Genomic DNA, 21,218 nt, shown 5'->3' with positions numbered 1-21,218 from the left:
ATTGTTGTGTTAGAAGGTGATGGGTGCACTATCGGCAGCACTCGTTTCGCGCACAGGCGATTTGCCGCTGGCGATATTGGCCGGGTCTTCATTGAAGGTTTTAAGCGCTGCTTTCATGTAGTTGGTATAATGACCGGTGGCGCCGGCAGCTGCCAGGGCTTTAAACCAGGCTTCGTCGATGTTCGTTTTCAGCACGTCGATCATAAACTGATGTTTGCCAATGCTGTACTTTCCAAAAGCAAGAAACGCGGCAGATGTATAGTTGTCGTTCCGCCAGGAGTCGAAACGTTCAAGGCGATCGGAGAACACGATGGTACGGGCACGCATTTTCTGCTCGCCCAAGCCAAATGTTCCATTCGCCGCCAGTTGCACCCGTAGTCTGTAACTGTTGGCCTTCAGGCTCGCATCACGCTTTAGTACGATGGGAATCAGGCCGGTGTCTTCATTGGCTTTTACGACCATCAATGCAGCCAGGGAAGGGTCATTAAAATCTACATAATGCACGCCTGCCTGTGCGGTAAACGGCCTGGGTGTTTTAATCGTGTCGGTGATCTCGTTCGTCAACGGATCGCGCACGAGTGAAATGTCGTATTCCATCGCCTGTTCCAGCTTCACCGGGCGATCTTTGTCGCTGATGCCCCCAATCGTCGGCACTTTGATATAAAGCGTATCGGTAACGATCGCCGCATCATCATAAATAAAAGTGCTGCTCATGATCGATGTATCGGCCAGTTGCACGCGGTAAATGTCGCTGTACAGCAGGTTCTCCGCCTTTTTGCAGGCTATTGCCATGCTTAGCAACGCAATTGTATAAAAAGTGAATTTCTTCATTGCTGTCATTACTTGTTGTGATAATTGATTTCACGATCAGGTTTAGGCACTATGTAGCGTGCGGCGCTTCCGTTGTAGTACACGTAGGTCCAGTTAGCGGGCAGGTTCGCCAGGTTAAAGCGTTTGTAAGTAAAGAAGGTTTGTCCTTCCGCATAAAACTCCCGCACATATTCGCGGATCAATTTATTCTTACGATCTGCTTCCCAGCCGCTGGTAGCAAAGCCGTTCACGAACGGAATGCCTTTCTGATCGGCATAGGTCCGGTAAAAGCTTTCGGCTTCGCTTTTGGTAGCCGCGCACTCGGTGAGTACGAGGTACATTTCGCTCAACCGCAGCAGCGGAACCTGTAAAAACGGCGCATTGGAACGTTGGTTAAACTTGCGGTACATCGCATAGTTCGTCGCACCCGGGGTTGTTTTGTACGCCCACATGCCTGTCCATCTTACGTCGGATACACGCTCCGATACAGGGAACAGGTTGTTCAGGTAGTAGTAGCCGTCGCTTACGTTGAGGTCGTATCTGGACAGCGGGCCTCCCTCTCCAAAAGTATTATTCGCAATATCATTCAGGTTGAATACATGCAGCGCAGTGATATGCTCCGGCGTCATGGTATAGTCGCCGGCTACACGGTCGCTTTCTCTGCCAAGGCGGAAGGTGGGAGTACCGTTGTGGTCTTTGGCATCGATCACCATCTGCGCGTATTTAGCAGCATTCGCTTTTTGCGCCGGGTCCTGGGCAGATAACCACATGTATACACGGGCTTTCAATGCCAGTACAGCATAATAGTTAAAACGGATCTGGCGATACATGTAGAAGTCGTCTGCTACCACGTAAGGTGGCGGCATGCTCGACGGGGGATTCAGTTCTGCACGGGAATAGTGAACAAAGGGATCGGTATCCTTCAACAATATTTCCGCCGCGTCGAGGTCGGCCAGTATTTGTTGAGTGAATGGCAGAAAACCTATTGGCTCTACAATCTGGGACGATACTGCCTGTACGTAAGGCAGCTCAATAGTTGCAGCCGGATTGTCTGGCACGGGCCCAAACATACGCAACACGTCAAAGTGAGCGAAGGCGCGTAAGGCCAGCGCTTCCCCCTTAATGAGGGAATAGTTTTCGTCCGTGAAAATGTTCTTTTTGATGTCTATGTTTTCAAGGATGCTGTTAACGTCGGCAACGATCTTATACAAAGCGGCATAAGTGTTATCCATCCAGGTACGAACGGCTGCGTCGGTATAGTTGGCGTTCACCAGGTTGTTCATCGCCAGGTTGGCAGTGCTGCTCACGTCCCAGTTGCGGGCTAAAAATTCGATGTTACCCCACATCATGGCGTTTCCATACGCATCACTATGTTTCATGTGAATGTAGGCGCCGGTAAGCGCGTCGCGGAAGCCCTTCTGGCTTTTGAACAGCTCGTCCTTCGTCGTTTCGGCTACGGGTTTTACGTCCAGCCATTTGTTACAGCCGGTTACAGCAAAAGCGCCGAGTAGTATAGCAGAGATAATTATTTTTTTCATGTTGATGTCTGAATTAGAAAATGGCGAACACATTCAATGAAACCTGGCGGGTGAACGGGAAGTCAAGTCCGCGCTCCTGGCGTACACTCGAAGTGTAGAATAACTCGCCGGTGTTTACTGTAATCGTCAGCGACTTCATGCCGATCCGGTCCTGCCACGCGCGACCGTATACGTCGTACGACAGGTTTACGTTCTGGCAAACGAGGGTCCTTTCATCCTGCACAAAGCGGGAGGAAGGATAGGAGTAAACCACTTCATTGATGCCGCGGAAGAAGGTGCGATCGCCTGGTTGTTTCCAACGGTCGTAGAATACACGCGCATCTACGTTAAACATCTTATCGGCGTTCTCGATCTTGTCGATCAGTGTTTGGTTATACAGCTGGCCACCAAAACGATAACCGAAAGATGCGTTTGCGCTGAAGTTGCCGTAACGGAACAGGGAGCTGAAGTTGCCGCGGTACTTAGGCTGACTCAAACCTGTTGCCACACGGTCGGCCGGGTTCCAGAGGTAAGTCACGTCGCCGTCTTTGGTGAGGAACAATTCTTTACCGGTACTGGGATCAATACCCAATGAACGAACGGCGTAAATCGTATTCTGGGAAGCACCTTCGCGGATGATCCTGTTGGGAGAATTACCGTTGGTGAGTAAGGCCAGTTTGTCGTTCGCTGCTTTCATAGCATTCGATAGTGCAACGATCTGGTCACGGTTGTGCGTAACGTTGCCCGTTACCGACCAGTTCAAACGTTTGGCGGTATTGCGTATCAATACTACACTTGCCATCAGCTCAAAACCTACCTGGTCCAGTTTGCCAATGTTCTCTACATAGCTGGTAAAGCCGTTAGAGTAAGGCAATTCGAGGGATGAAAGCAGGTTAGAGGTTTTTTCTTTGTACACATCTGCCTGCAGAATGATGCGGCTCTTGAACCACTCAGATTCTATACCGATATTGGATTTGCCGGTTTTCTGCCATTGCAGGTTGGGATTGCCCAAGGTGGTTTGCGTAGCGCCGAGCCAGTTTTTATAGTGATTATCCACGATGTAACTATAGGTCGCCAGCGCCTGGTAGGCCGAGAACGCCTGGTTGCCAGTCACACCATAGGACCCACGTACGCGTAACCGGTTGATGGCATGAAGGTAAGGTTGCATGAATGCTTCTGAATGTACATTCCAGCCAAGGCCAGCACTCCAGAATGGCGCAAAACGTTTGTCCAGGCCAAACTGCGAGGCGCCGTCCATCCTGTAGGCAAGGTCGGCAAAGTAACGCTCGCGGTAGGCATAGTTCACGTTACCTACTACGCCAATTCTGCGGGTGGTAGCTTCGGTGCCTTTCGGTTTTCCGCCTGAAGCATATTGTAACGCCATGCCCAGGAAGTTGATGCTCTCATCCGGGAAGCCTTCCGCCATAAAGCGATATTCGTGGCGTTTCTCTTCGTTCATATCCAACGACGCGCCCAGGGTAAGGGTATGGCCGCCCTTGAAAGTATTGAAGTAGTTCGCCGTAAGGTTCGCACTGTAGGCAGATTGTTTTCCGCTGGCATATTCGTAGCTGCCTTTACGGATGATATCTGCTTCGCTGTATCCCGCAAAGGAAGAGTGGGAGGCTGGTTTGAAGATATCGGCATTGTTATCCTGGGTATTGATGCCCAGGCCGCCACGGATGGACAAATTCTTTACTGGCAACCATTCTACCTGGAAGTTATTGGTAATAGAATTGTAGCCGCTTTTGTTGAAGGTGTTCAAGGTAGCATCATACATCGGGTTAGGGTACGGCGTGGTGCCGTGGCCGGAAACCTGCGTCCAGTAATCCCAGTTGAACGGGTTAAATGTTTTCGCAACCTGGCCGTTTGCTTCGTACGGACTCCAGTAAGGATTTAGTTTCACATAGTCACTGAAAGAGCCCCACGGCGACTGGGTGCCTTTCATGTTACCCACGATCAGGTTATTGCGAAAGTTGAGCTTAGGCATGCGATAGGTAATATCCATAGTCGCATTCAGCGTTTCGCGTTTGGAGCCTTTCATGGCGCCGTTAATGCGGTTGTACTGACCTTCCAGCGCGTACCGGAAAGCGTTTTCACCACCATCCAGGCGAATGGAGTGGTTCTGGTCTACTTCGGTGCGCAGCGGTTTTGAGATCCAGTCAGTGTTAAGTCCACCTTCTACTTTCTCCTTGATCGCGTTGTAATATTGTTGTAAGCCAATGTTGGCGAGTGGATCTTTAGTGGCACTTGCATAAAACCCTGAAACACGTTCCAGCTCCAGCTTTTCACGGGCGTTAAGCAGGTCGTAGCTGCTCAGGTCGGGCATGCTCAGGTTTAAGCCGCCGCGGTAAGTGAGCTGTAATCGCCCTCCAGATGGTGGCTTCGTCGTAATAACGATTACGCCGTTTGCACCACGCGAACCGTAAAGTGCAGTGGCAGAACCATCTTTTAGTAAGGTGATAGACTCGATCTGGTTATTGTTCAGGTCCATCATCCGTTGCAGTGTGGTCGGAAAACCATCGAGGATGATGAGTGGTGTGTTAAGTGCCGCAGACGTGTTGTCCTGCAACTGGTCGATGTTAGGGAGATTACGTGTGCCGCGAAGCTGCACATCTGGCAACTGGTTCGGGTCAGAACCCGCCGCGTTGTTGGGTGCAATGTAGAAGGCCGGATCAATGTTACCGATCGTCACAAAGATGTTACGTCCCTGGAAGCGTTGCAGCTCCTTCGCCGTAATCACTTTTGCCGCGCCGGTATAACTCTCCTGTGGTTTGTTAAAGATACCCGTTACCACCACATTATTCATGGTGGAGATGGCCGGTGCCATGCTGATGTTAGCCGCACGTCCGTCGCTGCGTACGGTATAGTACGTAGGGCGGTATCCTACATAAGTGATGACCAGCACATCTCCAGGCTCCGCATCAATCTGGAAACGGCCCTGCGCGTCGGTTGATACACTGCGTTGTTTGCCCTGTATCCTCACCGAGGCTCCCGGCATCGGTGAATTATCGGTACTATCCGTTACACGGCCCGACACGTTCTTAAATACCACCGCATCGATCACGTTCCCATTGCCGCCCACTACAGCAGCAGGTGCGCGGGGCGACAGCATGATCGTTTTTGTAGCTTCCTTCACTTCAAAGCGGAAAGGTTGGTCTTTTGAGATAAGCGCCAGCACCTCGTCCAAAGGCAGTTTGTCGACGTCCAGCGTAACAGGGCGGGCGGCCGACAGCATATCCTGGTTGTAGAAGGTTACATAACCCGTTTGCTGTTTAATCGTTTGCAGCACCTTTTTAACCGGGATATTTTTTCCGGTAAGCGATACGGTTTGCGCTACCACGGCTGCCTGTACCTGAACAAGTACAACGGTTAATAGAACAATTGTCAATTTCATTGCTAGCACAATTGAGGCTGCCCGGGCACGGTAATGTTGTGCAAACGCCGGCAACAGCGATTTGGTTGATGTTGCCCCAGCCGTCCGCTGCCACGAGGGCATAGCGGTCACACACGGCTTGGGATAAGCTGTAAAATCCATAACTTACGTCTGGTTTGGGTTGATAAATAAGCGATTGTTCCCCGAAAGAAAATTGTTTATAGGGTCGGCCCTGCCATCCGCCGAAGGTGTTGCAAGCGCCTTCGGCTTCTTTATGGGCGCCCCTGGATGTCTTTTAAGTTCCCATTAGTTGAAAGCGTTTTAGTTTAAAATTTGGTTGATAGCGTCGTTTAATTTTCGTTGTTATGCATAGCGTGCCACTCAGGGCATTACAACCAGCTTCCGGCCTTGTTCCAGTCTAAAGTGTACATCCGATTTCTCCAGGATCTGTAAGACGTCCTGTAAAGTGTTCTGTTTGTTGATCTCGCCGCCGAACCGGCTGCGGGGAATACCTGTGGCGTATACCACTTCGATGTCGTACCAACGTTCCAGCTCGCGCATGACTTCTTCGAGGCTGGCGTCGTCAAAATTGAAAAGGCCGTTTTTCCAGGCCATCGCTTTATCTATATCGGGGTTAGGGATGAGTGTAATGTTAGCTTTGGAAGACGTAACCGCAGCCTGCTGGCCGGGCTTCAACACTTGCGACTGCTGATAGGCGAGCAGTTTTACAGCGCCATCCAGTAAGGTGGTTTTAATACTGTTTTCGTTCTGATACGCGTGGATGTTGAAGCTGGTGCCCAACACTTCCACGTTTACCGCTTCTGCAATATTTACCATAAAGGGCTGCTGGGGGTTCTTCGCGATCTCAAAATATGCTTCGCCCTGCAGGCTGATGCGCCGTTCGTTGCCGGTAAACGCCGTAGGAAAAGTAATAGCGCTGGCGGCGTTCAGCCAAACCTTACTGCCATCGGGCAATAACAGTTTAAACTGGCGGCCTTTAGGCGTTGTGATCGTGTTGACAGTGGCGGCATTGCCCGTATTACCATATGCGAGCTGCCCGTTCTGCAACATGACCTGTGCGCCCCCCTGGTTGGCCACTACGCCGTTGGCTACACTGTCCAGCACCACCTGCGAGCCATCTGCCAGCGTAAGGATGGCGCCTTCGCGACCGGGTGCGATGATCGTATTGTTGGAAGCGACGGTTTCTGATTGATCGGGCCGTTGTGTAGTCCAGACATAAACGCCGGCACTGATGAGCAGCGCGACTGCTGCGGCAACCTGGAAGCTTCTGCGACGCAGTAACGGCAGACGGCGGGCAGGTGCAGTAAGTTGCGCCAGGCGTTCCATGCCCCGCTGTTTGTTATGTTCCCGGCGTTGTTCGATAGTATGCCATTGGAGCAGCAATTGTTGCAGTTGCTCGGGGGAGTTCAGTTTGTCGGCCAGGGCCTGGTTATAGGCGGATTGTTGCTTCCAGGCGGCCAGGGACAGCTGCTCGTCCGGAGAAAGTACTTCTCCCGCCAGCTGCTTTTGCAGTAATACAGCTATTGTTTCCAGGAAAGTCATGTCAAAATTGGGAAAATCCTCCGGCGGCATTTTGGTTGTTTAAGAGTAGAACAACTGAAGGGGACGGAGCGTGACACGGTTTCTGAAAAAAACAGCTATTTGGCATAAAAAAGGCCTGCACTGCTTGACAGTGAGGCCTCAAAGACTTTCAGTTGGTTGAATTTAAGCAGTAGCCGTTTCCGTTTTCCTGCGAACTTCCGGCAGCCGATGATCTGCGCGGTAGCCTGTCCATACTTCGATTTTGTCCAGGTCTGACTCGATGTGTATCAACCTGGCGTCGACTACATCGAATCGTCCGCTCATTTCGGTGCGAAGGGAGCCGACTTGCGTTTCGACTTTGGTAAGTTTTTCTCCCAGCGCGTTCGTGTCATTTCTAAGTAACACTACCTGCGTTTCGACAGTGCTGAGCCTTTCTTCGAGTGCATTGAACCTTACGTTCGTTTCATTTCGGAGCGTTTTTACTTCCGTTTCGATTACATTGAACCGTTCGTCAATCTCATCAAATCTGTTTGTCATCTCACTTTTAAGTAAGTAGAACTCAGTTTTGAAGGATCCGAACTCAGTTTTGAAGGAACCGAACTCGCTTTTGAAGGATCCGAATTCGCTTTTGAAGGATCCGAATTCATTTTTAAACGTTCCGAATTCAGTTTCAAGCCTGTCAAATCTGTTGTTAAGTGATGCGATTGCCGTTAAAATTGTTTGCATTTCATTTTGGGACATAAATAATATGTTTTAAACGGTTAACGGTGGCAGCCACTCAAAACTAAATCCATTTTTAGTATTGGCAAAATCATTTACTAAAATAGCAGGTGGTGTTCCCTCCTAGAAGAGTAGGGATAAAAGCTTGTTGCTCAGTCCTTTACGGAGTAGCTCATTTTTTAGTTCTTTTATCGCACGGCCTTTACGTTGCCGCAGATTTTCCATGGTAATACCGAGTTGTTTTGCCGCTTCAGCCGCGCTCAAATCCTGTACATACAGCAGTTCCATCACCTGACGATACGATTCCGGCAAACGTTCGATCTCCTGGTATACGAGTCGCACCAGGTCCGACTCTACGATCAATGCTTCCAGGCGCTCATCTACCAGTGTATCCGGCGCCGTAAGTTCCTGTTCGCTGCGTTCGCGCATACGCAAGTGTTTGAGATAATTCAGGCTTGCATTCCGGGAGAGTGTAAAAAGGTATCCGCGTAGTTTGCCGATCGATGCAAAACGGGTGGGGGCCTGCCATAGTTTTACGAGCGAGTCGATGGCAATGTCTTCCGCTTGTTGTTGGTCTTCAATAATACTGAGGGAAAAGTAAACGAGGGCGTTGTAGAAAGTATCGTGCAAATAGGGATATACGGTGGCATCACCGTCCGCAATGCGGCTCAGCAGCTCCTGCTCGTCGTATGTCTTAATGGTCGGCAAACTCGGTTTCGTCTTCGCGTGTCAGTGGTGCAAATGATCATAAAGGTATAAAAACTATCGTCATAACTATAAAAACCACGCCCGCACAAGGCGGGCGTTATCCGTATTACCAGTCTATCCGTTCTTGTTTGTGGAAAAATCCGCCACTCGGGCCGTCAGCCGGCAGGGTAGCCAGCCATAAAACGGTCTCCACGCCTTCCGCCACCTCCATTGGAGCGTAAGAGGTGCCCATGTCCGTTTTCAGCCAGCCGGGATGCGCAGAGTTTACCTTCAACGGCGTGCTGCCGTACGCGTTGGCCAAATGCACGGTATAACTATTGAGGGCCGTCTTACTGCTGTTGTAAGCAAAAGTTTTCATTAATGGCGCTCCCTGGGCGTGCATGGTTAGTGAGCCTACGTTCGACGATAAGTTTACAATACGCGGTGCCTGGCTCCTTAATAACAGGGGCAACAGGGTGTTGGTCAGTTCCACGGTGCCGAAGAAGTTGGTCACGAACGAGTTTCGTAGCACACCGGGATTAACGTTGGCGGTGGAGTCGCTCATGATGTCTTCTTCAAGCATCACACCGGCGTTGTTGATCAGCACATCCAGCCGGCCATGTTGTGCCTCAATAGTGGCGGATGCCGCGTGGAAGGTGTCGGGATCATTGAGGTCCACCTGTAATGTAAATACTTGTTTACTATCGATTTTACCGGCAGCCTGCCGGCCTTTCTGCACATCGCGGCTTCCAAGGTAAACGATGTGCCCCAGCGCAGCCAGCTGCCGCGCGGTTTCAAGGCCTAACCCACGGTTAGCGCCCGTAACGAGGACGATTTTTTGGGACATGGTTTGTTGCAGTTTAGGCAGGTAAAATCAGCATAAGCCTGCAAGGTAAAAAGCCCTGCCCGCCCAAGTGTGGGAATTGGCCTACAGGATGAGGGAATGGCTGGATGGAGATAATGGCCTTGCTCTTTGACGGCTTTGTTCCCGCGACTACCAAAGGCGGTGAGGAACCGACGGTGTCTGTAAGAGTCGACTAAACAAAACATCACCGAATGTCCTATATTCGTTTTTAAATAGATGAACAGATGAAAGCCAAGGCGTTAAAGATAAAAGTTTCTCCCACCATCGGCAGCGTGTCCGCCATCGCGATCGTTCCTCCCAAAGCAAGAGCGATCCTGACATTGGCGCATGGTGCCGGAGCAGGGATGGAACACTCGTTTATGAATAATCTGTCGGAAGCCCTGGCTGCTGCCGGTATCGGCACTTTGCGTTTCAATTTTCCGTTTTCTGAACAACAAAAGAAACGCCCCGATACACCGGCAGTCGCTCATCAAACCATAGCGGCCGCTATCGATAAAGCCCGCGAACTATATCCCTCGTTACCGTTATTCGTTGCCGGCAAGTCTTTCGGCGGACGGATGTCGTCACAATACATGGCCACCAATCACCGCACCGACGTGGAAGGCCTTATCTTCTATGGGTTTCCGTTACACGCAGCCGGTAAACCTTCTACCGACCGCGCCGAACATCTGAAAGAAGTAAAAGTGCCTATGTTGTTCCTGCAAGGTACACGTGATACCCTGGCCACCTGGGATCTTATCGAGCCGGTATGTAAGTCATTAAAAAAGACAACATTGGTAAAGCTGGAAGGGGCTGACCATTCCTTCAAAGCCGGTAAAACCGATACGATTGCGTTATTGGTGGAGGCGACGAAAGAGTGGGTATAAGCGGATCACGCTTCCACCGGTTTCAGCTGCTTTATCAGTAGCGTCTTGTACGACATATGTAACTGCTCGTCCCACAATTCACTCACCTCGCGCGCCAGTTCGATCATGTGGTTTAACTCGTCGTTCTTAAACGCCTCGTTTGCAAAGTATACATAGTCGCTGGCCAGATAGTCGTTCCGTTTTTTGTCCAGTGCGTCGTCGGTGATTACGATCTTACGAAGGGCGTCTTTCAACGGTGGTTCCAGATCTTTCTTTAAATCTTTTATACGGATCTCGATTACGTCGAAGGTGAGGCGCTCCTGGTAAAACGGTCTTACCATTTCCATCATCGCCGTCATCGCATCTACAAAAGCTGCGTGGTCTTTACTCATATCAATTATACGCGCGTAATCTTCCTTTAGCGATGGTTGTTGCTGGTAGAAGTGCATAAACGCGAGTTGGTCGTTCCAGTCAATTTCCGTTTCCAGCGCCGCAATGTCCTTATCAATTTGCCCGACAACAACGATCGCATCTTCCTTTACATGTTTCACACCATCGAAGTCGAACGATTTCACCGGGATGTGGCCATCAGCGATCGCCTGTGCGGTATGCTTATCGGCCATGTTTTGCTGTAAAACGGAGAACAGCTGCGCGTTCTTTTCGGTAAATATCTCGTTGAATGATTTAACGGGAGTATCCACAATTACCGTTTCGAGTTCCCATTTGTTAAATGCGGGAATGCGCTTGCTGTAGAAGCCTTTGTAAGCCGCCGGTAGTTTATACTTTTCGATATCTCCGTGGTATTGCGCTTCGAACTGTCTGTCATCCAGCGTTTCTGTGTCGTCGAGCGATACGTCGCGGTATATCACTTTTGTAAATTTCTCCTGCCACATTTCCACATGATCAAAGATAGCCCAGGCGGGTGTTTCATCAGGTGTGGCGTAGATGCCTACTTTGTCCAGGCTCGCTTTTCGTTCCGCTAAAGGGGGGTGACTCGCCCATTGATCTTTAAAGTTGATACGTGATTTGGAAAAAGAATCGATGAACGCAAATGACACTTCCGGGATGCCTTGTTTTACGGGCAACGTGTGTTCGTTGGCCATCGCACGAAATACCGTGAGGTGATTCGTAAATATGTTTTTGAATGCTTTTTTCTGGTTGAATTGTTCTCCCGCTCTCTGCAGGATGGTGTTATAACAACCCTGCGCCACTTCGATCCGGCTCAGGCCACTGATTACGTTATTCCCACCTGCCACGCTGGCTGCGATCGTATCTGCGTGAAATTCCATCTCCTGGCTTAAGCCGCTATAACTTTTGTTGATGAAGCCGTACATCCCTCTCAATACCTGTTGAATGCCCGTCGCGATGCCAGCTGTCATTTGCGCAAACAACGCCAGAATACCGTGAATGCTCGCCCAGTTTTGAAGGAAGCTGGTATAACTGCTGTTTTCGTTCAGCATATTATAGATTACGCGGTTCACGTTGTAAGTGAAGCTGCCCAGCTTCATACTCCGTTGCGAGAAGTGCCCAAATTCATGCGCCATCACCGCTTTAAACTCGCTGATATTGGTCGCGTTTACGAGCCCCAGCCCGATTTCAAGATTCTTGCGTACGGGCAGCATCATGCTCCAGAAGCTGGAATTATAAAACACACAGGCATTCACATCCGCAGAAAGAAATATCTTTTTAGGGAAAGGTGTATTTGTTTCCGTAGCCACCTGACGAATGAAATCGAACAAACGCGGCTGCTCAGATTCCAAGATCTCTATCCGCCCGGCGTTTTCGTTCTTCGATACTGCAAACACGAATTTCACCAGGAAGAATAACACGGATGCGCCCAACAGGATCAGGCCTACCCCGAGCAGGATGGTAATCGTACTCATAGCAGCCAGCAGCCAGATGCCCGCATATACACAGGCTACCGCCAGCCCCACGGCGGCAGCTACCAGTAACAAGTATACGATCATAAATAGTACGATCGCGAAAATAACTTTGATGGCTTGTTTCCTGAACCCCTCAGAGGGTTGTAGTACGCTCTTATCGGCTACCACAGGCGCGGGCGGGTACAATGATGTGTGCATAGGTGTAGGATTGTGGGTGCTAATATAGAAAAATACCCACAAACGTGCTTATTTTCCCGCCTCCTGTCTTTTTGCCATCTCAACGATGCAAATAAGTGCTTTGTATATCCAGCGTATATCCTGCGTATATGCTAATTCGCTGAAACCGTGATAAACGAGCCTGTTTTTCCGTCGTAAGATGCCTGGCAGGTTTATAAGTTCTTTGACATATTGATTTAAAAAGTGGATGGGCTATACTTTCCTTTTACATATAAAGTAAGGGGGGCTTAGTTCTAAGGATTGTTTCCGAAAATATTTTTACGATATAAAGCAAGCACAAACTACATCTTTTTCACATCATACGGCACATACCTATGCCACTCCCACGGCGTATACCTATCCCCAATCGCCGCTTCCAGTAACTCCCTATAAATGCTCTCCCCGTTATCACTATTCGTCATTATCAAAATGCCCGATTTTAACGAAGGAAACAAAATGCAATAGTGCTGAAATCCATCACCATGTCCTTCCTTAAACGCACCCCATCCATAGGGTGTTTTCAATAAACTCCAACCCAGTCCATAACTCAGGGAAATGGTATGATGATAACGACCCAGGGTATCGCTCCAGGCGTTTGTGCCGAATTGGTATTGGCTGCGCAAAGGGATTTGCGGAGAAAACATTGCTTTGGTGCTGGCGGCGGATAATGTTTTTTGTTGCAGTACACTTTGGAAGAAGATGCTCAGATCGTCAAAAGTAGTTTCGAGTGTGCTGGGGGCGCGGGGTTCGTTGTCTTTATCTTTCTCATACAACTTGCCGTCCGGCTGGTGACCAAAGGCGTAGTCGCTTTCGTAGGCAGGCAGCCATTGGTAGGCGGAGCGTTGCATCCTTAGCGGTTTAAATACGAGTTCGTCGGCCATGGATTGTAGTGATTGGCCTGTAAGCCTTTCGAGTACGGTCTGCAGGTATACCATACCTTCGCCGGAATAGCCATAGTGGCTGCCTGGTTTAAAGCGGATCTGCGGTTGCTGGTCGGGCATGTCCCATCGCCAGTTAGGCAGGCCGCTGGTATGTGAAAGGCACATACGGGCAGTGATGAGGCGATAATTCGTATCCTTCTTAAAATACTCGTAATGGTCCTGCCATTTGGTGCGGGTAGAATACTCGTAGATGGGTTTGTCGAGGTATTGTTGCAAGGGCTTGTCGAGGTCCAGGCGGCCTTGCTCTACGAGCTTCATGACCATCACGGCGAAAACGGCTTTACTGAGGGATGCACCATAAATGTTGGTACTGCCCGTAAGCGGCGCCTTCGTGTCCGCCCGCTTATAGCCGAAGGTTTGCTGGTAAACGATCTTGTTATCGTTAAATACAGTAACGCCCATGCCTTGTACATGTGCGGTATCCATCAGGTAATGGATCTTACGGGTCAGTGCTTCAGCAGATATTCGGGAACCATCGATCCGTTTGATCTGTTGTGCGGAGGCGCAGGTGGGAAGGCAAAGGAGCATGAGGAGGGGGAAACGCATGTTTTTGGGTGTTTATCCGTATAAGATACGCAATTGAACGGATAAAAAAGGCCGGCTCCCTTCGAAGCCGGCCGCCGCATGGTTACGGTGTTACTTTTATTAAAAACGTTCGGCTCGTGGGCTTCCCGTCCTTATCGATCGCGTTGATGCGGATGGTGGTTTCGGCAGTAATGCCTGTCACCACATAGTTCACATTGTACACGTTCGGCATAAGATCGAAATCGGTGAAGGTTTCCAGCAGTTCTTCATTACCGGTTCCAACTTTTTTGTAAAGTTTGATCTCCTTCAGCTGGCTCGGCGCGCTTACGCGGGCTTTTACGGTCCAGTCGGTAACGCCGGCAGCCAGGGTGGTGGTTACGAAATCGGCGTTCTCTACATTCGCGTTCGCGTAAAAGAGTACTTCCGGCGGAAACTTATCGTAGATGTTCTCTTTCTTGCAGCTGGTGAACGCTACCAGCATCATCGTCACTATTAAAAGAATGTTTCTCATGTCAATCAGTTTTACCAGCCCGGGTTTTGCTGCATGTTTGGATTGTTGTTTACTTCAGACTGCGGAATGGGCAGCAGGTTGTGTTTGGGCTGGAATACGCGTCTCTCCCAAACTTTAATGGTGTACACGAACGAGCCGTCAGGTCTTTTCAGCACATCATGCTCGTACACGGTTTTCTGTGTTTGCTCACCAATGTTCCAGCGACGGATGTCGAAGAAGCGGTGTTCTTCGAAGGCCAGTTCCACTCTGCGTTCATTACGGATGAATTTGCGCAGGTCTGCCTGGCTGGTAATATTCCAGCCATTGCGGGTAAAGGTCGTAGCAACGTCGGGCATATCGGCGCGGGTGCGTACCTGGTTCAATGCCTGTATCACTTCTGTACGATCGGTACCGGTAGGCAGGTACTCGTTCATCGCCTCTGCATAGTTCAACAGCATTTCTACAAAACGATATACAGGGAAGGAGTGGTTCGTTGTACCCTGCACCCCGCTGTTATTGATCGACACGTTTTTCGGGTCCATGAACTTACGCAGGAACAGGCCGGTGTGGGCATAGCCGTTCAGGTATTCCTGTCCGAACGAGCCGTCTTCTGCCCGCCAGGTGTTGAAGGTTACACCGCTGAACATAGAGCCGTTGTACCAAAGGGAATGGTAAAAGCGGGAGTCCCTGTTGTCGTAAGGTTTCTGCGGATTGAAGCCGGAAGCTGGATTTACCACGAATTGTCCGTTACCGTCAATCAGTGGTACGCCGTTCTCGTCGGTCTGATAAACAGGGTAACCATCTTTGGTTTCAAAGGCAGCGGCGTAGTTGTAAGTAGGCAGGGTAAAGGAAGCGTCGCCTGAACGTTGCATGGCACCCGGCAGCTGCCATTTATCCAGCTCGTTTGTCAATCCCTTTCTTGCATAACCCAGGATGTACTCTGTATTAACACGGGTGATGAACACATTGAACCAACCCATCGCTTTGAATGAACCCGGGTAGGTTACGCGGGTGCCGAAGTAGTTGGTGGGCTCTGTTCTTACAACGAGGCTGTACACTTGTGCACCGCCTTCGTCTTTATGGTCCATTACGGCTTTGGCTGCATCTGCCGCCTGTTTCCAATGGTTTACGTCATAGCTGCCCCAAGACCATGGGCTGGCCTCGCCTGCAGTGCTGCTGTTAAACAACGGGCTTGCGAGGTGCAGCATCAATCTTGCTTTTACCGCTTTTGCCAGACCGCTGGTTACGCGCATGTAGTCGGAACCAACTTGTTTGGCAGGCAGATGTGCGGCCGCAGTATCACATTCATCAGCAATGAACTTTTGTATTTCGGCAAGATTAGCGCGGGCCGTAAACAGCTCCGGCGATTCTCGGTCCAGCACTTTGGTGATGATGGGTACACCACCATACCAGCGCACGAGTTCAGCGTAAAAGAAGGCACGCAGGCACACGGCTTCGTACTTCATACGCTCACGTACTTCGGGCGTGTTCATGTATTGCTCAGGATCTACAGGTGCATTGTCGATCTTGCTCAGGAACAGGTTACAGGCGCGGATGGCGGCATAATAGTTCGCCCAGCGTTTGAATTTATCCGGCAAGCTGGTCGGGTTATAGGCGCCAACGTGCACGTTGTTGGTCCATCCCCACCAGGGGCGCGATTCACCGTCGTCGGTGGCTGCGTCCAGGTATACGTTGTTATCCCAGCTGTAGGGAATACGGCGGTATATATCCGTCAGAAATTCTTTAGTGTATTTCGCGCTTGAAAACACTCTTTCCTCGTTCAGGTCGCCGGATTCAGCTTTATCCAGCAGCCCCGCGCCGTCTTTGGTACAGGCGGCGAGTGTGAGTGCCAGGAGGAGGTATGTTAGTTTCTTCATCTGTTAGTTTTTTTCGTGGTCCGTTGATTACAGGGTGACGCTGATGCCCAGGTTCCAGGTACGTAATTGTGGATAGGCGTCGCCGATTTCGCTGGATGACTCTGGGTCCCAGTTCATCATTTTATCCCAGGTGATGAGGTTGTTCGCATTTACGAAAATGCGCGCACTCTGCATCTTGATGTGGGAAAGCAGTGATTTAGGGAAGTTATACGCCAGCTCTACGTTCTTCAAACGAACATAGTTGCGGGAGTACAGCCAGTAGCTCGATTTGCGGTGGTTATTGGTATTCTCAGTCGGGTGCAGGCGCGGATAAGTAGCGTTCTCCCAGGAGGTAGGATCAATCGGATTGTAACGGCCCAGGTGATGGCGCATTACTTTACCCAGCTGGCTGAATTCCCATACCGCATCTTCTCTGAAGTACATGTCTGCATTACCGGCACCTTGTACGAGCACGTTCAGGTCGAAGCCTTTGTAGCTGCCACCTACGGTAATACCGAAAATATATTCAGGAACAGTGCCTCTGCCGATCGCACCTTCGTCATAGCTGTCTACCAGTCCATCGCCGTTGAGGTCCTTATACTTGATATCGCCAGGGTATACCACGCCGTAAGAGGGGATAGGTAAGGTTTTGTTGAGAACAGGGAAGCCACCTTCCATTTTCAGGTCGCCATTTGCTTCCTGCTCGAAGTCGTTTCTTGAGTACAGGCCTTCGGCGTTCAGACCGAAGTGCTGACCGATCTGTTTGCCCTCACGGCGCTGCCAGTCGTAACGTTTGCCTTCTTCATCTATACGGAGGATACGGTTGCGCGCAAATGTGAAGTTGCCACGGATGAAATAACCAACCGGCCCCTTTTTATCGCTGAAGCCCAGTTCCATATCGAAGCCTTTGTTGATCACGCGGCCGATGTTTTCAGGCGGTAAGCCTTGTCCGTCGTCCCTTACTGAGTTCTGCGGGTTGTTCATACCGAACACCAGTGGCAGGGAGTAAGGGATGGCGAGGATGTCGCGGCGGTTTTCCTGGAAGGCGTCTGCGGTAATGGTGATACGGTTGTTCCAGAGGCGTGCGTCGAAGCCTATGTTGCTCTTCTTAGCCCTTTCCCAGGTTACGAAAGCGTTGCCTGGCTGACCTTCGATGATACCTCTTTCAGAGGTCGGCTGCTCGCCCCAGTAGTAACGCCATCCATCTTCGTTTTTAGCATAGATGTAACGCTGCTCGTACAGGTAGTTGAAGTTACCGATACGGTCGTTACCGATCTCGCCATAGGAACCCCTGATCTTCAGGTAATTCACGAAGCTGTTTTTCTGCCAGAAGTCTTCTTCAGATGGTACCCATCCGAGTGATACTGCCGGGAAGAAACCGTAGCGGCGGCCCGCTTCGAACTGCATAGAGCCGTTGTAGCCGGCATTCACTTCGAAGAGATATTTGCTTTTGTAGCCGTACGTAGCACGTCCTACCCAACCCAGGTAACCGGTGGGTATCCTGGCTTCATCGAAGTTCTGGATCTGCTGGTATAACACCATACCGGTCACTGCATGGTCGCCGAAGTTCCGGTTGTAGTTCAGGCCCAGCTCCACGTGCTGGCGACGGAATCCGCCGCCTCTGCCGGTTTCGATCACCAGTTCTGACGGGTTCCTGTTCAGGAAGTACTGGCCGAAGCGGTTGTATTCATACAAAAGTGGTCTTTCCACGATGTCCCGGCGGGAGTTGTAAGTGCTTACAAAACCTACCAGGGAGCGGAAAGACAAGCCTTTGGTGATCTTATTCAGGTCTTGTTTGATGGTGAACGCGCCTTCCAGTACGTTCTTGTTTCGGTTACGGTTACCCATTTGCGACAACAGGGCGTACGGCGACAGGCGGCTGTCGTCGGAGCGGCCGCCGATAGAACCGTCCGGGTTAATGTAGGACTGGAAGTTAGGCGGTAACCTTCTCAGTTTATCGAACAGGTCCTGGTCAAAGTTAGGCTGTTGCCTTTCTTCGAACCTACCGGTAAGGTCCACACCGATCTTCAGCGACTTGTTTACGTTGAAGTCGAGGTTAGAGCGGAAGCTCATACGATCGTAGGTGGTGTTGGTCGGATATCTTACGTTGCCAAAATCTTTATAAAGACCTTCCTGGTGCAGGTGGTTGGCGGATATGAAGTATTGCAGTACTTCGTTACCACCTCTTACGCTCAGGTTCGACAGCTGTTGCCATGATGCCTTACGCATGAAGTCTTCGTAATAATCATTGTCCGGGTGCGTATACGGAGAGTTTTTCAGGCGGTAGTGTTCCAGGTCGCTCGCGGTGTATTCCAGCGGTTTGCCTTCATTTTTGAGCGCTTCATTGGTAAGCATCGCAAAGTCGTAGGAGCCGAGGTAATCCGGGGTGCGGATCGGTTGTTGCACAGCTGCTTGTGTTGATAAAGTCAACACCGGGCGGCCGGGCGTACCACGTTTGGTGGTAATGAGGATAACACCGTTTGCACCACGTACGCCGTATACAGCGGTCGCAGAAGCATCTTTCAATACGGAGAAAGTTTCAATATCTACCGGGTCGATCTGCTGCCATTCACGTTCCACACCATCCACCAATACGAGGGGAGAGGTAGTGTTGGTTGTAGCCATACCACGGATGAGGATCTGCGCATTGTCATCGCCGGGTTTACCGGAACCCATAATGCTCACCACACCCGATACGCGGCCTGCGATGGCGTTGGACAAGTTAGGCGTGGAGGCACGTTGCAGCTCTTCGGATTTAACCTGGGAGATCGCACCTACCACACTTGCTTTTTTCTGCTGACCATAACCTACAACTACGTAGTCGCCCAGTTTGGTTGCATCCGACTGCAGTGTGATGTGCAGGGACGACTGATTTTTGATGGCTACTTCCTGTGCAGTGTAACCAATGTAGGATACCTGCAGAATGCCGGTGGTGCCGGATAAGGTGAGTTTAAATTCACCTTTGGGATCGGTTACCGTGCGATTGGTAGTACCTTTCTCCGTGATGCCGGCGCCTATCAGAAGTTCGCCGTTGGCGTCCACCACTTTACCGGTGATGGTTTTGCCCTGTGCCATCGCCTGGGAGATGGAAAGGCAGAGCAATATGAAGATGGATAAAATATGTTTCATCTGCTTAGTTTTTATAGTTCCCAATCCGGGTTCTGGACCATGTTACCGTTACGGTTCATTTCAATTTGTGGGATAGGGAAGAAGTAATGTTTCGTTTCAAACACTTTGTTCTCTACCTGCACATTTGGATTGTAAGTGAACGTACCATTTGCGTTTCTCGTAATCACTACACCACGAATGAACTTCGGTAATGTTTCGATGATCATCCACCGGCGTACATCGAAGTAGCGATGATCTTCGAATGACAGCTCTATACGGCGCTCGTTGCGGATCAGGTCGCGCAGTGTTTCCTTGTTCAACGGTGTACCACGCCTGCTGAAGGTGGTGAGTACATCCGGCATGCCAGCACGTGCTCTTACGAGATCCAGCGCCTGTACAGGTGTTAAACCTGCCGATGCGCCCGGAGCGATGTACGACGGACCGCCCACTTCGTTACCGGCTTCCGCCAGGTTGAGCAGTACTTCAGCATAACGGAAATACATCCAGTTATGATAAACCGTACCGGTGTTCTGAGCAGGGTTCGCGTTAGAATAGTCCATGAACTTGTTCAGGTAGTAACCTGTTTCCGTTTTAGCGTTACCGTTAGCGTTTACGCCGCCGGTATAGATCTGAAACGTGTAGTTATTCTGACCAGCAAAGCGGGTATAACGTGCGCCATTGTAGATGATGCTGGCGTAGAAGCGTGGGTCCCTGTTAGTATAGGGCGCTGCCGCCTGCGCGGTGTTGTTCCAGCTGAACAAGGTACCGTCTGCCATTTCGTAGGCGTCTACCAGGTCCTGTGAAGGACAAGTACCACCTCTTGCATTCGTGAAACCAGCCGGGAAGTTATCATTCTCGGTATCGCGGTTAGGCGTACGTAAGCGGGCGAAAATAAGCTCGCGGTTCGTTGTACCTGCTCCCCATGCATTAAATAAGCCAGAGTAGTTGGTTTGTGGGTTTGTGCCAGGACGGTATAAACTGTACCAGTTAAGGTCAACCAGGTCCTGTGCGGCTTTAGCGGCCAGTTCCCAACGTGTGGCGTCCATATTGCCATAGGAGGTAAGGGTATCTTCACCGGCGCGGTTATAAAGCGGGCTGGCGGCGTATAACAATACCTTGGCTTTGAGGGCCAGGCAGGAACCACGGTCGGCACGACCCACTTCACTTGGCTCGTAGTAAGGTTCTGCCGGTAATAAAGCGTAGGCCTCGTCGCAGCTGCGTACGATAAAGTCTACTACAGACTTAACGGAGTTACGTGGCAACTGCACATCTTCCGATGCTTCAAAAGATCTGTCCACGATCGGGATACCTCCCCAGCGCTGGAACAGGAACCAGTGGTAAAGGGCCCGCAGAAAAAGTGCCTCGCCTTTAATACGGTTGCGGAAGCGTTGTGTAGTAGTGTTAGGCAGCAGGTCTATGTTTTTAAGTACGGTATTGGGCTTACGGTTACCGTGGTAGCCGCCATACTTCATCCATGAGCCGATATTGCCCGCACCATCGTCTGCACGCCAATAACGCATGTTAGAGGGGTTCCAGTTACCGGCACTCATACGTTGCGCAGCAGAAGGAACGGTTTTGTTGGTGGAAACGTGCATGGCTTCGTCACTTGCAGAGGCCAGCATCGCATTACCATCCAGCCAGTTAAAGGAGCCGGATACGTCGGCAGGAAAATCGGTATACGCGTTGTTGATAAACATTTCCGCCCGGGCCGAATCCCTGAACACGAACTCCGCGGATTTAAACTCTACCGGCACCACTTCCAGCTTCCGCATACAGGATGACGCGGCTATGGAACCGATGGCGATAGATAATATGCTGATTGTTGTTTTTCTCATTTCTG

General features: G+C 50.5%; 14 protein-coding genes. 1 reads left to right on the top strand and 13 read right to left on the bottom strand.

Annotation, left to right across the window (positions count from 1 at the left end; genetic code table 11):
- Nucleotides 1–9: 9 nt before the first annotated feature.
- The 7 genes from MKQ68_RS13815 to MKQ68_RS13785 all read right to left on the bottom strand — a co-directional run bounded on the left by MKQ68_RS13815 (nt 10) and on the right by MKQ68_RS13785 (nt 9,496).
- Entirely contained in the window at nt 10–831 is an 822-nt protein-coding gene (locus tag MKQ68_RS13815) for a DUF4843 domain-containing protein (protein WP_244845688.1), read from the bottom strand.
- Nucleotides 832–839: 8 nt separating this feature from the next.
- A complete protein-coding gene (locus MKQ68_RS13810; RefSeq protein ID WP_264279646.1) occupies nt 840–2,348 on the bottom strand; it encodes a RagB/SusD family nutrient uptake outer membrane protein in 1,509 nt (502 codons plus the stop codon).
- A 13-nt stretch (nt 2,349–2,361) separates the two neighbouring features.
- On the bottom strand, nt 2,362–5,721 hold the full coding sequence (locus MKQ68_RS13805) for a SusC/RagA family TonB-linked outer membrane protein (protein ID WP_264279645.1): 3,360 nt from the start codon (nt 5,719–5,721) through the stop codon (nt 2,362–2,364).
- A 360-nt stretch (nt 5,722–6,081) separates the two neighbouring features.
- Nucleotides 6,082–7,293: a FecR family protein gene (locus MKQ68_RS13800; protein ID WP_264279644.1), complete on the bottom strand. Its 1,212-nt coding sequence runs from the start codon at nt 7,291–7,293 to the stop codon at nt 6,082–6,084.
- A gap of 132 nt (nt 7,294–7,425) precedes the next feature.
- Nucleotides 7,426–7,779: a hypothetical protein gene (locus MKQ68_RS13795; RefSeq protein WP_264279643.1), complete on the bottom strand. Its 354-nt coding sequence runs from the start codon at nt 7,777–7,779 to the stop codon at nt 7,426–7,428.
- 306 nt (nt 7,780–8,085) lie between these two features.
- Nucleotides 8,086–8,670, bottom strand: a complete 585-nt coding sequence (locus MKQ68_RS13790) for an RNA polymerase sigma factor (protein ID WP_264279642.1) — start codon at nt 8,668–8,670, stop codon at nt 8,086–8,088.
- 106 nt (nt 8,671–8,776) lie between these two features.
- A complete protein-coding gene (locus MKQ68_RS13785; protein ID WP_264279641.1) occupies nt 8,777–9,496 on the bottom strand; it encodes an SDR family oxidoreductase in 720 nt (239 codons plus the stop codon).
- 242 nt (nt 9,497–9,738) lie between these two features.
- On the opposite strand from MKQ68_RS13785, the gene MKQ68_RS13780 reads away from it, so the two are divergent.
- Complete coding sequence (locus MKQ68_RS13780) at nt 9,739–10,380, top strand: alpha/beta hydrolase family protein (protein ID WP_264279640.1); 642 nt, start codon at nt 9,739–9,741, stop codon at nt 10,378–10,380.
- A 5-nt stretch (nt 10,381–10,385) separates the two neighbouring features.
- On the opposite strand, the gene MKQ68_RS13775 is transcribed toward MKQ68_RS13780, so the two are convergent.
- The 6 genes from MKQ68_RS13775 to MKQ68_RS13750 all read right to left on the bottom strand — a co-directional run bounded on the left by MKQ68_RS13775 (nt 10,386) and on the right by MKQ68_RS13750 (nt 21,213).
- Nucleotides 10,386–12,440 (bottom strand): M48 family metallopeptidase, encoded by a 2,055-nt coding sequence (locus MKQ68_RS13775; protein WP_264279639.1) that lies wholly within the window; start codon nt 12,438–12,440, stop codon nt 10,386–10,388.
- A gap of 320 nt (nt 12,441–12,760) precedes the next feature.
- On the bottom strand, nt 12,761–13,945 hold the full coding sequence (locus MKQ68_RS13770; protein ID WP_244845672.1) for a serine hydrolase domain-containing protein: 1,185 nt from the start codon (nt 13,943–13,945) through the stop codon (nt 12,761–12,763).
- Between the two features lie 82 nt (nt 13,946–14,027).
- Complete coding sequence (locus tag MKQ68_RS13765) at nt 14,028–14,435, bottom strand: hypothetical protein (RefSeq protein WP_264279638.1); 408 nt, start codon at nt 14,433–14,435, stop codon at nt 14,028–14,030.
- A gap of 11 nt (nt 14,436–14,446) precedes the next feature.
- Nucleotides 14,447–16,291 (bottom strand): RagB/SusD family nutrient uptake outer membrane protein, encoded by a 1,845-nt coding sequence (locus MKQ68_RS13760; RefSeq protein ID WP_264279637.1) that lies wholly within the window; start codon nt 16,289–16,291, stop codon nt 14,447–14,449.
- Between the two features lie 27 nt (nt 16,292–16,318).
- A complete protein-coding gene (locus MKQ68_RS13755) occupies nt 16,319–19,399 on the bottom strand; it encodes a SusC/RagA family TonB-linked outer membrane protein (protein WP_264279636.1) in 3,081 nt (1,026 codons plus the stop codon).
- An 11-nt stretch (nt 19,400–19,410) separates the two neighbouring features.
- On the bottom strand, nt 19,411–21,213 hold the full coding sequence (locus tag MKQ68_RS13750; RefSeq protein ID WP_264279635.1) for a RagB/SusD family nutrient uptake outer membrane protein: 1,803 nt from the start codon (nt 21,211–21,213) through the stop codon (nt 19,411–19,413).
- Nucleotides 21,214–21,218: the final 5 nt, after the last annotated feature.

The organism is Chitinophaga horti (genome assembly GCF_022867795.2).
Classification (GTDB): Bacteria; Bacteroidota; Bacteroidia; order Chitinophagales; family Chitinophagaceae; genus Chitinophaga; species Chitinophaga horti.
Note: the sequence above shows the minus strand (reverse complement) of the source record. Positions and strands in the feature narration are given on the sequence as shown.